The 14,121-nt window shown below is 54.9% G+C and carries 12 protein-coding genes; all 12 read right to left on the minus strand.

All coding sequences use genetic code 11. The features are described from left to right. Positions 1-178: 178 nt before the first annotated feature. On the minus strand, positions 179-1,675 hold the full coding sequence (locus H8K03_11315) for an NADH-quinone oxidoreductase subunit N (GenBank protein ID UVT18432.1): 1,497 nt from the start codon (positions 1,673-1,675) through the stop codon (positions 179-181). Beyond that, on the minus strand, positions 1,672-3,381 hold the full coding sequence (locus H8K03_11320) for an NADH-quinone oxidoreductase subunit M (GenBank protein UVT18433.1): 1,710 nt from the start codon (positions 3,379-3,381) through the stop codon (positions 1,672-1,674). Before H8K03_11320 ends, H8K03_11315 begins: the two co-directional genes overlap by 4 nt. An 8-nt stretch (positions 3,382-3,389) precedes the next feature. Then, positions 3,390-4,949 (minus strand): NADH-quinone oxidoreductase subunit M, encoded by a 1,560-nt coding sequence (locus H8K03_11325; GenBank protein UVT18434.1) that lies wholly within the window; start codon positions 4,947-4,949, stop codon positions 3,390-3,392. Between the two features lie 18 nt (positions 4,950-4,967). Further along, the gene (gene nuoL / locus H8K03_11330) at positions 4,968-6,944 is read right to left on the minus strand and encodes an NADH-quinone oxidoreductase subunit L (protein UVT18435.1); all 1,977 of its coding nucleotides are present in this window, start codon (positions 6,942-6,944) and stop codon (positions 4,968-4,970) included. 138 nt (positions 6,945-7,082) lie between these two features. Beyond that, complete coding sequence (gene nuoK / locus H8K03_11335; GenBank protein UVT18436.1) at positions 7,083-7,385, minus strand: NADH-quinone oxidoreductase subunit NuoK; 303 nt, start codon at positions 7,383-7,385, stop codon at positions 7,083-7,085. Then, positions 7,382-7,909, minus strand: coding sequence for an NADH-quinone oxidoreductase subunit J (locus tag H8K03_11340; GenBank protein UVT18437.1), 528 nt, complete (start codon positions 7,907-7,909; stop codon positions 7,382-7,384). Before H8K03_11340 ends, nuoK begins: the two co-directional genes overlap by 4 nt. Positions 7,910-7,918: 9 nt before the next feature. After that, positions 7,919-8,506 (minus strand): NADH-quinone oxidoreductase subunit NuoI, encoded by a 588-nt coding sequence (gene nuoI / locus H8K03_11345; GenBank protein UVT18438.1) that lies wholly within the window; start codon positions 8,504-8,506, stop codon positions 7,919-7,921. A 42-nt stretch (positions 8,507-8,548) separates the two neighbouring features. Next, positions 8,549-11,242 (minus strand): molybdopterin-dependent oxidoreductase, encoded by a 2,694-nt coding sequence (locus H8K03_11350; protein ID UVT18439.1) that lies wholly within the window; start codon positions 11,240-11,242, stop codon positions 8,549-8,551. A 78-nt stretch (positions 11,243-11,320) separates the two neighbouring features. Further along, positions 11,321-12,463, minus strand: a complete 1,143-nt coding sequence (nuoD, locus tag H8K03_11355; GenBank protein UVT22452.1) for an NADH dehydrogenase (quinone) subunit D — start codon at positions 12,461-12,463, stop codon at positions 11,321-11,323. A gap of 116 nt (positions 12,464-12,579) precedes the next feature. Continuing rightward, a complete protein-coding gene (locus tag H8K03_11360; GenBank protein ID UVT22453.1) occupies positions 12,580-13,077 on the minus strand; it encodes an NADH-quinone oxidoreductase subunit C in 498 nt (165 codons plus the stop codon). 9 nt (positions 13,078-13,086) lie between these two features. Continuing rightward, on the minus strand, positions 13,087-13,614 hold the full coding sequence (locus tag H8K03_11365; GenBank protein UVT18440.1) for an NADH-quinone oxidoreductase subunit B: 528 nt from the start codon (positions 13,612-13,614) through the stop codon (positions 13,087-13,089). A gap of 7 nt (positions 13,615-13,621) precedes the next feature. Continuing rightward, positions 13,622-14,005: an NADH-quinone oxidoreductase subunit A gene (gene ndhC / locus H8K03_11370; GenBank protein ID UVT18441.1), complete on the minus strand. Its 384-nt coding sequence runs from the start codon at positions 14,003-14,005 to the stop codon at positions 13,622-13,624. Between the last annotated feature and the right edge of the window lie 116 nt (positions 14,006-14,121).

Raw genomic sequence — 14,121 nt, forward strand, 5'->3', positions numbered from 1 at the left:
GAGGTTTGGTTCCCTCAGTCGCTAGGAGAGGCGTCTGTGACTGCTGATTCGTGGCTGATTCCATGGATCAGGACGACCTGCATCAGCACGCGTAGGGCGATCTTGCGAAAGCCGTACCGGTAAGATTCCTTAGACCGTTCTAATTGTAGCAGAACTCTCGAGAGGCGGAAGCAGAAAACTAGCTGCCTAACGGGAGACTCGGGGGTATGACCGTAGCTGAAGGTGCGACAAAATTAGCGAACATCAGCGTCGCGGCTACGACCCAGTCTGTAAAGGGTTGGGGGTAAATACCGATCACCAAGGTGCCGGCCAAACCGACATAGATGACTGCTTTCATCGGTCCTGAAATTCCAATAGGAGAGGGATCAATCGGCTCATTGATGTACATCTGTTTCACCACGATGAGGTAATAGTACATCGAGATCACGATGTTAATCAGACCGACCACGATCAACGTATAGAGTCCCTCTTTGATGGCAGCCACAAAAATGTAGAGTTTGCCGATAAACCCCGCAAGCGGAGGCACCCCGGCCAACGACAAGAGAAACAATAGCATCGCGAACGCCAGAAACGGCGAGCGCCGACTCAAGCCCCGATAGTCTTCGATTTCATCCCGGCCGATGGCCTGGCTGACCGCAATCACGACGGCAAAGGCCCCGATATTCGCGAAGAGATATGCCAGGAGATAGAAGAGAATGGCATCGCTTCCCATCTTAGTCCCTGCCGCAAGACCGATCAGGACATTTCCTATTTGAGCGATGCCGGAATAGGCCAACAGCCGTTTGATATTCCGCTGCGCGATGGCCACGATATTGCCGTAGGTCATGGATATGATTGATACCGCAACCAACAGGTAAACCCAGATCGGCTTGAACGTTCCCAGGGCCACCAGGAAAATACGGAGCAAAATCGCCAAGGCGGCGCCTTTTGGAGCAATCGATAAGAACGCTGTCACAGGAGTCGGGGCGCCATGGTACGTATCCGGAATCCACGCGTGGAAGGGAACGGCACCGATCTTAAATCCCAAGGCGGCAAAGATCAGCAGAAACCCGATGATCAACCCAGGCGTCGCTTGCGCTGACGCCATTTCCGAGAACACCAGCTTGCCGGTTTCGCCGTAGACGAGGCTGATTCCATAGGCGAAGAGGCCGGCCGCAAAGACCCCCAGGATAAAAAATTTGAGGCCCGCCTCGTTCGAGGCCAAATCATCCCGAAGGTAAGACACCAGAATATAGAACCCGAGCGTCGAGAATTCTAAACTGACGAAGACGGACAGCAGATCGTTGGACGACGCCATGAACATCATGCCGAGCGCCGACATGACGACCAGAACGTAATATTCTCCCCGAAAAAGGGTAAAGCGGTTGACGTACTCGATCGACGAGAGAATGACCAGTATCGTAGATCCGAGGATGAACACCTTGAAGAAGATGGCCATCCGATCGAGGACGAACATGTTGCCGAAAAGCGTGCCGGCAACTTGATTGAAGTCAAACCACAGCAAACAGACGAGTGTCCCCATCAGGCCGGCAACGCTGAGGTACGCGAGTCGCTCTTTGGGGAGGCGCGGCGAGGCGAAGTCGACGATAATGATCACACAGAGCCAGCAGGTGAGGAGGATCTCCGGTAAGAGGAGCAGCAGATCGGAGAACGACATATTCAATGAAAAGGTCATTCCCGGTCTCCTCGCGAGGCCTCGGACGGAAGCGGTACACGTTTGTTCGCAACGACCGGAGGCTCGGAAGCCGTTCCGTGAACAAGCACCTCACTCTCTGTCCCCTTCCCTTCGCCCGTTTCTGCGACGGGGACGACTCGCGTAATCCTCGCGACTAGCGGATCTACCCCTGAGCGAACAACATCGTACAAATGCATCGGGAAAATACCGAACCCGATGCTGATTGTGATCATGATCAACAGAGGCAGACGGTCGACCGTCGAAATCGCATCATGCGCATGGCTATACTTTTGGTTCATCGGGCCATAGAAAAGGCCGCGCATCATTTTGAAGAGGTAGGCGAGAGTCAGCACGATGCCTAACATGGCGACGATGACTTGTAGGGGATACTTGTTCCAACTCCCGACGACGATCATGATTTCTGCGATAAAATTCACGGTGCCGGGCATCCCGATCGAGGCCATACAGGCCACGATAAAACAGGCCGAGATGAACGGCATTTTGTTCGCCAGGCCACCCAGCGAAGGGATGTCACGTGAATGGGTCTGGTCATAGACCCAACCCGCCATCGCGAAGAGCATGCCGGTCGCCATGGCATGAGCGAACATGTAGATGACCGCGCCGCTCAAACTGATGTAATTCAAGGCCGCCATTCCGAGGAACACATAACCCATGTGGCTGGAACTTGAATAGCCGATGACGTACTTGGTGTCTTTGGCGTAGAACGCAACGAACCCGCCGTAGATGATGCTGAACATGCACAGAACAGCGGCGATCGGCATCAGTTCCCGGGTCGTGTCAGGGAGAATTTCAAAGGCGACCCGTATGATAGAGAAATGCCCCAGCTTCATGAGGACCCCGGCATGGAGCATGCTCGTGGCAGCCGGCGCGGCCGCATGGCCGACGGGGGACCAGGAGTGCAACGGCCATAGCGGGGCGATCGAGGCAAAGCCGAAGAAGACCAACACCCAGATAATCTTGTCCAAGGTCGTGCCAAGCACGGGGATATTCATCAGCTTGGCCTGCTCCCGAAGCACCAGAATATCGAAGGTGTTCAGCCCCGCGTATTTATAGATCAGCAGAATACCCATCAATGCGACGACCGCGAAGGCCGACAGAAACAGGACGAGCTTCATCGCCGCATACTCTTTGCTGTTCGACCCAAAGTTGAGGATAAAGCCGACGGAGTCTCTTCGCTTCAGCCCCTCAGGGTCCGTCATCTCCAAATAGTTCTTCGTGTGGCTACCCCACATACCCAGCAGCAAGTACATCGGGATCACGGACATCTCATAGAAGAAATAGAGGAAGAAGAGGTCGAGCGACATGAAGACCCCGATCGTGGCGGCCGCCAAGATCAGCAACCAGATGTAGAACTCCTTCGTGCGATCCTTGATGTGCCATGACACGAAGATGCCGGCAAACAGCAAAATCGATGAAGCCAGCACGAGCGGCGTGCCGATCCCATCCACGCCCAGGTACAATGAAATGCCGAGTTGTCTCGACCACTCAAACTTTTGAATGAACTGGAATCCGCCTTTCACCGGATCATAGGTGTAAAAGATATAGAGCGAGGCCATCAGCGACACAAAGGCGGCGCTCGACGCGATGCTTCGCACCAGCAGGGGCTGACGATTGGACACAAAGATCAGCGCCAGGGCTCCGGCGAACGGAGCGAAGAGGATATAGAGTAGGGCGTGTTCTCCCATGAGGCGACCTAAAACCCTCGTCCCATCCGGTTATCATCCAATCCCGCGGTCTTCTCGTGATGGAGGCGGTCAACGAGCGCTTGAACGGACCCGTTCATGATTCGCAAAAACGGCGACGGATAGAGCCCGATCCAGAGAATCATGACTGAAAGTGAAACCGCAATGATCATCTCACGAAGCTGCAGATCGCTCATCGTCGCTTTGACGGCGTTGCCGAGCGGGCCCATCATCGAACGCTCGTAGTACCAGAGAAAATACGAGGCGCCAAAAATCACGCCGAGCACGGCAATGGCGCCGAACCACCATTTGGCTTCGAACGCCCCCAAAAGAATGAGAAACTCACCGACAAAACCGTTCGTCCCCGGAAGTCCGATCGAGGCCAGTCCGATCAAGAGAAAGAAGGTCGCGAGGAGAGGCACTTGCTTCGCCATGCCACCGAATGCGGACAATTGGGTCGTCTGCTGGCGTGAGTACAGAAACCCGGCGATGAAGAAGAGCCCGGCGGTACTGAACCCCAGATTGATCATGGTCAGCAAACTGCCTTGCAGACCTTGATAATTCAATGCAAACAACCCCACCACGACGAAGCCCAAGTGACTGACGCTGCTGTAGGCCAGCAAGCGCCTAAAATCAGCTTGAACCAATGCCATCCAGGCCCCATAGAGAATTGCGCAGAGACCGAGAGCCACGACGACCGTGACGACTGTCTCACTCTTTGACGCATCCGGCAGCAGCGGAATGCTGAAACGTATGAAGCCGAATGTACCGAGCTTGAGACCGGCCAACACCACGGCCATCCCGATCGGACCCTCCAGCAGCGCATCAGGCAACCACGTATGGAAGGGAAACACCGGCGCCTTGAACGCAAATCCCATGAACATCAGCCAAAAGATGAGGATCTGCTGACTGATTGGAATCGGCACCGTGAGGAGGTCAAGCAGATCGAACGAATAGAGTTGATCGGTGTGATGCAAGGAGGCCCACTGATGAAAATTGATGTTCAGCAAGGCGATGCCGACCAGCATGAACACACTGCCTAAGAGCGTATACACGACGAACTTCAGGGCGGCATAATGACGCTCCGCTCCTCCGCCCCACAGCTTGATCAGGAAGTAGCTCGGAATCAGCATCAGCTCCCAGAACACGAAGAACAGGATCAAATCCAACGACACGAAGACGCCCATGGTCGTCGTTTCGAGCGCCAATAGGCACATCATGTACAGTTTGACTTGATGTCGGATCGTATCCCAGGAGTACACCACGACTAAGACCGTCAGAAATGCCGTGAGTCCCACGAACAGTACGCTGATCCCGTCAACAGCCAAGTGATAGCTGATGCCTAGCGCGGGGATCCATCGGACACGTTCCGTGAACTGCATGGCAGCCGACTCCGGCACGAATCGCATCAACACGAAGACCGAGAGCGCAAGCTCGACCAGCGCAATGGTGAGTGCGGAGGTCCGGACCATGTCCTCATCGTCGAGCAACCAGAGAACGGCCGCCCCGACAACCGGCAGAAAAAGAATACAGGAAAGAATCGGGAATCCTGTTGTGAGTTCTTCGAGCATGATTACAGTCTGTTCACGCTACATCTGAACGACAAGTTGAACAACCAGAGCCAGAAGGAAGATCCCGGCAATGATGATCGCCGCATAATGATGGACCATCCCGCTCTGCATTTTTCGTCCCTCGCGGGCGGCGAGGTGGTTGCTGTATCCGATCACGTTCAGGCCGGCGTAGATGATGTATTTCTCGATCCACGTGGATCCCGCAGAACCCCAATCAGCGAGTCGCCCGACGCCCCGCACGATGCCGTCAATGACCGTGCGATCGAACCAGTCAAGTATCGTGCCCAGACGCTTGAAGGGCTCGACGAAGATCAGATCGTACAGTTCGTCGACATAGTACTTGTTCCAGAGAATCCGATATAGGCCGGAAAATTGTTCAGCCCATCCGTCTGCGGTAACCGGGCTCACCGCATAGAGGAAATGTGCGAGCCCCCATCCCATCAAGGCGATGACGATGGCCGCACCCATCAGCAGAAACACCATTCCCGCACCGGCTTCATGCTCACCCGCCGCTCCGACGACCGATGTCAAAAAGCCATGCAGCCAACCTTGTTCGGGAGGAAATCCTAAGACCAATCCGCCTACGCACGACAGGAACGCAAGCACCATCAAGGGCCCGATCATCACCATGGGAGACTCGTGCACATGCCCCTCCGTATGATGATCGATCCTCGAGGAACCGTAGAAGGTGAGATACGTGAGACGAAACATATAAAAAGAGGTCATCAGTGCGCCGACGGCAGCCATGCCATACAAAAGGTAGTGATGGTGGGTGAAGGCATGGGCCATAATTTCGTCTTTGCTCCAGAAGCCCGCCAACGGAGGAAGCCCGGCGATCGCGATCGTACCGATCAGAAACAGACGATGGGTCCAGGGTATGCGTTTACTCAGTCCACCCATCCTTCGGATATCCTGTTCGCCCGACAGCGCATGGATGACCGAGCCGGCAGCCAAAAACAACAGCGCTTTGAAGAATGCATGCGTCATGACATGAAACACAGCTGCCGTATAGGCACCGATTCCGCAACCCAGGAACATGTATCCGAGTTGGCTCACGGTCGAATAGGCCAAGACACGTTTGATGTCGGTTTGTACGAGTCCGATGGTTGCCGCGAACAAAGCAGTCCCTCCACCGACAAACGCGACCACGGACATCGCGAGAGGAGAGAGATCGAAGATCACGTGATTCCGGACCACCATATAGACACCGGCCGTGACCATCGTCGCGGCGTGGATGAGTGCGCTCACTGGTGTCGGACCTTCCATCGCATCGGGGAGCCACGTGTACAGTGGAAGTTGCGCGGACTTCCCAATCGCCCCAATGAAAAGGCACAGGGCTATCGCAGTGGCCATATCGGGAGATAGTTGTCCAACCTGGGCGAAGACCTTCGTATAGTCGAGCGTCCGAAAGTTGATAAAGACGAGAAAAATGGCGACGAGAAATCCGGCGTCACCGATCCGGTTGACGACGAACGCCTTGGTGGCAGCTTTCGCAGCGGAAACCTTGTCATAGTAATAGCCGATCAAGAGATACGAACAGAGTCCGACGCCCTCCCACCCAATAAAGAGCACCAGGTAGTTGTTCCCCATGACGAGCAGCAGCATGGAGACCATGAAGAGGTTCATGTAGGTGAAGAATCGTGTGAACCCGACCTCTCCGTGCATATAGCCGACGGAATACACGTGAATGAGAAAACCCACGCCGGTGACGACCAGTAACCAAGCACAGGTCAGAGGATCCACCAGATACGCGAGGTTGATCGTGAGATCGCCGCCGAAAATCCATTGGTACGCAATGACTTCGTGGGTAGCTCCGGTCCGTAGGACATCGGCAAATACAGCGACTGTGCAGAGGAACGAGAGCCCGACCGCCCCCCAGGCCAATCGATGGGCCATATCATGAGAGTAGCGACTCCCTAATAGGCCGTTCGCGATGACTGCCAACAGCGGAAAAACGGGAATCAGTTTGATGAGCAGATCCGTCAGATCAGACACGGTATCCTACGATTCGCAGGGTGTTCAGCTGAGCAACGACGCCGTATGGAGCCGAGTCATACAAAGTGTCTCGCTTGGGGCTGCATCATGTATGCAAGCTACTGAGCACGTCGCTCACTGCCCCTTCTCAACTTCCTGCTACCACTTTAAAAGGTTCATTTCGTCTACATTGGTAGAAATCTTGCCTCGAAAAACCACGATGATGATAGCCAGGCCGACGGCGGCTTCCCCGGCGGCAATGGCGATAATAAACAGGGCCACGAGCTGCCCTGCCATAGATTCCAGATAGTGCGAAAATGCGACAAGATTGATATTGGCCGCATTCATCATGATTTCGACCGACATCAGCACAATGATGAAGTTCCGCCTGACGAGTACTCCAATGAGTCCCGTCATGAACAGGATGGCACTTACGGCTACGTACGCCGACAGCGGGATCATAAACGATCTTTCTCCGCATCCAGTGGCTTCGGAGTCTTGGCCAGAACGATGGCGCCGATAATGGCACCCAATAGAAATATGCCGACGATCTCAAACTGCAAGAGGTGGTCGCTGAACATCTTGATGCCCACTGCGTATGTATCGCCTTCCAGCAGCACAGCCGTGGCCGGAGCGTTTCCCTTCGCTCCACCGAATGGAGACCGCATGAGCAAAAAGAGGACGTAGCTGGCCCCCAGGACGGCCGGTCCGAGAAAATAGAGGGCCGACGGATGGAAATAGCGTTCGTCCGTTTTGAGATTCAACAGCATCAACACAAAGAGATACAGCACGAGAATGGCCCCGACATAGACAATGACCTGCACCGCCCAAAGGAACTCCGCGTTCAAGAGAATGAACAGGCCGGAGACGTGCGTCAGTAATGCGAGCAGGGCGAGAGCGCAATGGACGGGGTGCCGTAAGGTCACAGTCAGAACGCCGGCGGCAATACTGATCAACGCGAAATAGGCAAAAAACACTAAGACCATGTGTTCGGCTCAGCTCAGATGCTTGGGAGGTGGTTGGGTCGACTTCGCCACTGATTGAGGAAAGTAGTACCGGTACTCGCGGCTCTGCTCGACGTCCTTCTCCTGGTTGTGCGCGTACAAATATTTTTTTCCGTCCTCGAGATGGCGTTCGCCGATGTCGTACAGCCGCTTCTTATCGAACAGCAGACTGCGCTTGTCATGGGTTGAATATTCGTACATTTTGGTCATCGCGAGGGCGTTCACCGGACAGGCCTCAACACAATATCCACAGAACACGCATTTTGTGATGTCGATGTAGAACTCACTCGCATAGCGCTGAAGCGGCCGAGTCATATCCTCCCCGCTGATCACTTTGATGCAATGGGATGGGCATGCGACTTCGCACAAGTCGCAGCCGACACAACGCTCGTGCCCGTCGTCGTATCGCAGCAAGCCCAGCGCCCCACGGTGCGCATCCGGGATCGTCCGGTGTTCCCGCGGGTACTGAAAAGTCATCGGTCGATGAAGCATGTGCCGAAACGTGACCTTCATCGCGTCCCAAATTTCATAGAACAACGCGGCTTGAAGGATTTTCTTGGTCAGGGCGGCGACACTCATTGCTGGTTCCTCGTCACGGACGGGCGCACGCCCGCCTCTCCCTTACGCCTGCTCAACACTTACCCAGATCTGCTTGAACGACGGGACACCGGTCGTGGCATCGACCGAGACGGTCATCAAGTCCTTCACCGGCGGTTCATTGAAATGCTCCGGGAAAAAGCACGTGCCCGGCGCAATGGACTGATCGGGCTGCACGCCGAGTTGCAATGAGCCACGGTCCGAGGTCAGCCGTACCTTCGCGCCGTCTTCCAATCCCAAGCGTTCCATATCCCGTATATTCATCCGTAACTTTCCGGTGTTCGGTGCGATCTTGATCAGCCCGGCCGCTTGCGTCGACAATTTTCCCGAATGCATCAACAACTGCCCCATCAACAGCGCAAAAGGACGCGTGGGCTCCGCTGATACCGGAGTCGGGCGGTAACGAGCCTTCACCTCCGTTGCATAACCGTTCGACAAACACTGATCGGGCACGGGCGTGACCTTGCGAGGCTGGCCGAGATTATAATATCCGGGCAATAGTTTCATGATCTCGCTTTGAATGTCGTTTGCCGATTGGTATTCCCATCGACATTCCATGGCATTGGCAAGGGCCGTCATGATGTGCCAGTCCGGCAAACTCTCTCCAAGCGGATCCATCGCCTGCCTGACGCGAAGAACGCGACCTTCGAAGTTCGTAAATGTGCCGTCCTTTTCCGCATAGGTGCAGGCCGGAAGCACGAAATGACCCAGCTTCGCTGTGTCCGTCAAAAATGGATCCTGCACGATCAACAGTTCCAGACGCTCGAGCGCGGCTCGTATCTCCATCGAGGCCGGCAGGGTCGCGAGCGGATTTTCACCCAACACGTACAACGCCTTAATCTGTCCGCTTTTGCACCGCTTCAAAATTTCGACCAGATTGGCACCTGACCCGACAGGAGGAAGCGACGCGTCCCATGCCTTGGCGAAACGTTCACGCACGTCGGGGTCATCAAACCGGGCCTGTCCCGGGAAGAACTCGGGGACTGCGCCCATATCCACGGCCCCTTGTTCGTTCGGCTCCTCCGTCACCGTATTCACACCACACCCCGGTCGACCAAGTTTCCCGGTGATCCAGGCTAGATCCATCAGCTTCAAGACGTTCTGGTAGCCATTCGTCCTTCTGACAATCCCTTCCGCACACAGGATGATGGACCTCGGCGATTCAGCAATAATCGCGGCAATATCTCTGAAAGCCTCCGCTGCCAGACCGGTTTGAGCCGACAGCTGCTCCAACGAGACATTCGCCACGGCGCTCTTGAGTGCTTCAAACGCTTTGGGGTGCCTCCCCACGGTTTCTTCATCCACCAAATCCTGGTCGATCGTCGCTTTGACCAACCCATCGATCACCGCGCCCTCAGTTCCAGGCTTAATCAAAAACGGGTGCGAGGCCAACTTGGCAATATTCGTAATAGCGCTGTCGAGCGTCACCACTTGAGCCTTGTACACCCGCATGGCTTCTTTGATGCGCACGGCCGTCAATGGGTTCGTCTCGGTGATGTTGGAACCGATGATCAGAATCGCCTTCGCCTTCGTCAGATCTTCCCAATCGTTCGGAGTTCTCCCCAGTCCGACGGCATGCCTCGACGCGAGCACAAAATTCATATGCCCATAGCGGGCACTGCTATCAAGCTGGTTGGTTCCAAAGGCTGTGCGCATCAGCTTTTGAAACAGATACAGTTCCTCGTTCGTGCAGCGTGCCGTCACGAGACCGGCAATGGCATCGGCGCCGTGCTTGCGCTTAATGTCAGTCACGCGATCCACGAGCAGATGCATCGTTTCGAGCCAGGGCTTTTCGACGAGCCGGCCGCCTTCACGAACCAACGGGTGTACGAGCCGGCTTTGACTGTCCAGACTCTCGAATCCAAAGCGTCCCCGCACACACAGGCCCCCATGACCCTTGGCTGTGTCCGAACGGTCTCCCCATTTGTTCTTCCAGGATAACGGCGACGTCACGCGGACCACTTCCGCGTCTTTCGTTTCCAAGTACATTTGACAGCCGTCTCCGCAGTAATTGCAGGTCGTCGTCGTCTTCTTCATCTGCCAAGGCTTATACAGATACTTGGAAAACTTGTTTGTGATGGCGCCGACAGGGCACACCGCCAAGCAGTCTCCGCAGAATTCGCAATCGAGGGCCAGGTCCCCTTTGGGGACCACTTGGTTGAACCCGCCCTTTTTCATGAACTGTAAGGCGTCGATCATCAACACATCCTTACAGACATTGATGCATTCCGCACAGGCAATGCAGCGATTCATGTTGAAATCGAGCACCGGACTACGCGTATCTTCCGGAATGAATTTTTGCTTGGCATTGGCCAGGTTGGTCACACCGTGCTGGAAGGCCATGTCCTGCAGTTCGCAATGGCCGTCTGCGTCGCACACCGGACAATCGAGGGGATGCACGGACAGATGCTTCTCGACGGCTTTCTTGCGGGCGAGGAACAGATCTTCTCCTTCGGTACGGATCACCATTCCCGCTGCCGCCTTGGCCGTGCAAGACCGAACGGGGGCCTTTTTCCCTTCTTGCATCACGAGACACATGCCGCAAGAGCCGAACGGATCGAACGTATAGTGGTAGCACATGGCCGGGATGATCTTGCCGGTCATGGAAATGACGTCGTAGAGCGACACCCCGTCCTTCGCTGTCACGGCTTTGCCGTCGATGCTCAGCTCGATCGTTGCTGCTTCCACGTCGGGATTCGTAGCCGGCTTGAGTCCCATGTTTGGTTCCTGTCCTGAATGTCCCGGTTCTTAGCGTTGGCCTAACAATCCGATCTCACAACACCGACGCCCCATAACTCACCGATCGCACTCACCCATCACGACATCGTACGTCCCAAAGATCGTACAGGCATCCGAAATCATGTAGCCCCTGGCCATATGATCGAACGCGCCCATATGGATGAAAGAGGGGGCGCGAATCTTCAGCCGATACGGCTTTCCTCCTCCCGTACTGACGATGTAAAAGCCCAGCTCACCTTTGTGCGCCTCAGTCCCACAGTAGATTTCCCCGGGGGGAGCGTCGAATCCTTGCGAAAAGAGCTTGAACTGTTGGATCATCGACTCCAGGTTTGTGAAGACCCGTTCTTTCGGCGGCAGCGTGACGCTCGGAGCATCCGCCATGATCGGCCCATCCTGCATTTGTTCAAGACATTGCCGAATGATCTTGACGCTCTCGTAGAGTTCCATCACCCGAATCCAATAGCGATCGTACGTATCACCGTTTTTTCCGACGGGTACACTGAACTCACACTTTGGATAGGCGCTATAGGGCTCGTACTTGCGAAGGTCATAATCCACGCCGGACCCTCGGAGAACCGGTCCGCTCAGCCCAAAATTTACAGCATCTTCCGCAGAGATGACGGCTACCCCTTTGGTGCGCCCCAGCCAAATGCGATTTTTTTCGAGAAACACCTGATACTCGTCGATCTTCGGCGGGAAATAGTCCAGAAACTGTTTGAGCTTATCGATCAATGAAGGGCTCAAGTCGCGTTCAACCCCGCCGATTCGGTACCAGCTGGTCGTGAGACGGGCTCCGCACAGCTCGTCGAACCAATCGAGCAGGATCTCCCGGTCGCGAAAACAATAAAAAAAGACGGTCATGGCGCCGATGTCAAGCGCCTGGGCGCTCAGCCAAAATTGATGCCCGATGATGCGCTGGACTTCCGCGACAATCGTCCGAAGATACTCCGCTCGCTCCGGCACTTGCAGGTTCAAGAGCTTTTCAACGGCGCGGCAATAGGCAAAGTTGTTGTACATCGCACAGACATAGTCCAACCGATCCGTATGGGGAATGAACTGATGATAAGTACCGTCTTCCGCGAGTTTTTCTACTCCACGATGGAGATACCCCATCACGGGCGTGGATTTCACCAGCCGCTCCCCCTCCAACTCCAAGATCACCTTGAGAACACCGTGCGTACTGGGGTGTTGAGGTCCCATGTTGAGCAGAAGTTCCTCGGTTCGCAAGGTCGGAAGCGTCTCGCTTTCCGGATGCTCCGGGTGGATCTTATAGACGGTCGTTCGTTGGTCTTCGAATGCCATAACTACGCCCAATCCTACCTCGGGACTTCATCCAGGAATTCAAACGTGTCCCGCCAGCCCTTGCCACGCAGTGGAAAATCTTTCCGCAGAGGGTAGCCCTCGGTATAGTCATCCGGCATGAGAATGCGGCGGAGGTCCGGATGATTTCGGAATCGGATCCCCATCATATCGAACACTTCACGCTCCATGAAGTCGGCGCCTTTCCAAAGATCCGTCAAGGAGTCAACCACACAATCCGCTTCAGGTACCCGAGTCTTGAGCCGGATACGCTGCCGCTTCCGGATCGAGTAGAATTCCCATACGACCTCGAATCGCTCTTCGTCGTCTGGCCAGTCCACTGAGCTCACATGAACGATATAGTCAAAATCCATCCCGGGATCGTCGTGCAGAAATTGAGCGACCTCGTGAAGCTTGTCCCGGGAGACCGTCACGGCCACATCGCCTCGCCATTCAGTCAAGCCGGTGATTCCGGCCGAAAACGTCTGCTGAATCCGCTGCAATAATGGATGCATACTCACGTGTCAGACCTTTAAATTGGCCTTGACCTGTTCCGGTTGAGTCACAAACACACGCTTTTGCATGATGCGCTCTTGCAGCTTCAGAATACCGTCCAAGAGAGCCTCTGGAGTCGGAGGGCAGCCGGGCACATAGATGTCGACGGGAATGAACCGATCGACCCCCTGCACAACGGGATAGCTGTCGTAGATGTTCCCGGAAGTGGCACAGGACCCCATCGCAATTACATACTTGGGTTCCGGCATTTGGTCGTAGATTTTTCGAATCACCGGCGCCATCCGACGACACACCGTACCGGCAACGATCATCAAATCCGACTGCCGCGGAGAACCCCGAAATACTCCCGCCCCGAACCGGTCCATGTCGTACCGCGAGGAGACAGCCGCCATCATCTCGATGGCACAGCAGGCAAGTCCGAAGGTCATAGGCCAGAGAGAGCCCTTCCTGGCCCAGTTGACGGCCTTTTCCAGAGACCCTGTAATGACGTCAGGAGCCCCGTCTTTGTCATGGCGTCCCAGTTGGATCAGTCCCATACAACCCTCAGTCCCATTCCAATGCGCCTTTTCGCCAGGCATACACGTACGCCACGATGAACAGCCCGATAAAGATCAGCATTTCGATCAGCCCAATCACCCCGATCTTGGTGAAGACCACCGCCCACGGGTAGAGAAAGATGACTTCGATATCGAAGATGACAAACAACATCGCAAAAATGTAGTACCGAACAGGGAACGGCATACGGGCGTCAGAAAATGGTTCGGATCCGCATTCGTAGGTCGATAACTTTTCAGGTTCTGGGTACCTGGGCTGCACAAAATAACTGATGAGCAAGGTCAACACTCCAAAAACCAGCGTCACGAAGATAAACAGAAAGACCGGGAAAAATCGTGTCAGATACTCGAAAAGAATTTCGGTTCCGCTCATTTACTTTTGTCTCACAAGGCATTGACCTGGAAAGGGTATTCTAAATCTGACAGGTGGAATCTTAGTGCCCTGCTCTCGGGGATAGCAAGCGAACAAAGGACCTAATTTCAGCCGAC

This window comes from Nitrospira sp. (assembly GCA_024760545.1).
Classification (GTDB): domain Bacteria; phylum Nitrospirota; class Nitrospiria; order Nitrospirales; family Nitrospiraceae; genus Nitrospira_D.

Excerpts from the sequence above, each read along its gene's own strand:
- ndhC (UVT18441.1), bottom strand. The coding sequence starts at position 14,005 with ATGAGCGGAACCGAAATTCTTTTCGAGTATCTGACACGATTTTTCCCG.
- nuoD (UVT22452.1), bottom strand. The coding sequence starts at position 12,463 with ATGGGACCTCAACACCCCAGTACGCACGGTGTTCTCAAGGTGATCTTG.
- H8K03_11320 (UVT18433.1), bottom strand. The coding sequence starts at position 3,381 with ATGGGAGAACACGCCCTACTCTATATCCTCTTCGCTCCGTTCGCCGGA.
- H8K03_11325 (UVT18434.1), bottom strand. The coding sequence starts at position 4,949 with ATGCTCGAAGAACTCACAACAGGATTCCCGATTCTTTCCTGTATTCTT.
- H8K03_11315 (UVT18432.1), bottom strand. The coding sequence starts at position 1,675 with ATGACCTTTTCATTGAATATGTCGTTCTCCGATCTGCTGCTCCTCTTA.
- H8K03_11360 (UVT22453.1), bottom strand. The coding sequence starts at position 13,077 with ATGCATCCATTATTGCAGCGGATTCAGCAGACGTTTTCGGCCGGAATC.
- H8K03_11350 (UVT18439.1), bottom strand. The coding sequence starts at position 11,242 with ATGGGACTCAAGCCGGCTACGAATCCCGACGTGGAAGCAGCAACGATC.
- nuoI (UVT18438.1), bottom strand. The coding sequence starts at position 8,506 with ATGAGTGTCGCCGCCCTGACCAAGAAAATCCTTCAAGCCGCGTTGTTC.
- H8K03_11340 (UVT18437.1), bottom strand. The coding sequence starts at position 7,909 with ATGGTCTTAGTGTTTTTTGCCTATTTCGCGTTGATCAGTATTGCCGCC.
- nuoK (UVT18436.1), bottom strand. The coding sequence starts at position 7,385 with ATGATCCCGCTGTCGGCGTACGTAGCCGTAAGTGCCATCCTGTTCATG.
- H8K03_11365 (UVT18440.1), bottom strand. The coding sequence starts at position 13,614 with ATGGGACTGATCCAACTGGGACGCCATGACAAAGACGGGGCTCCTGAC.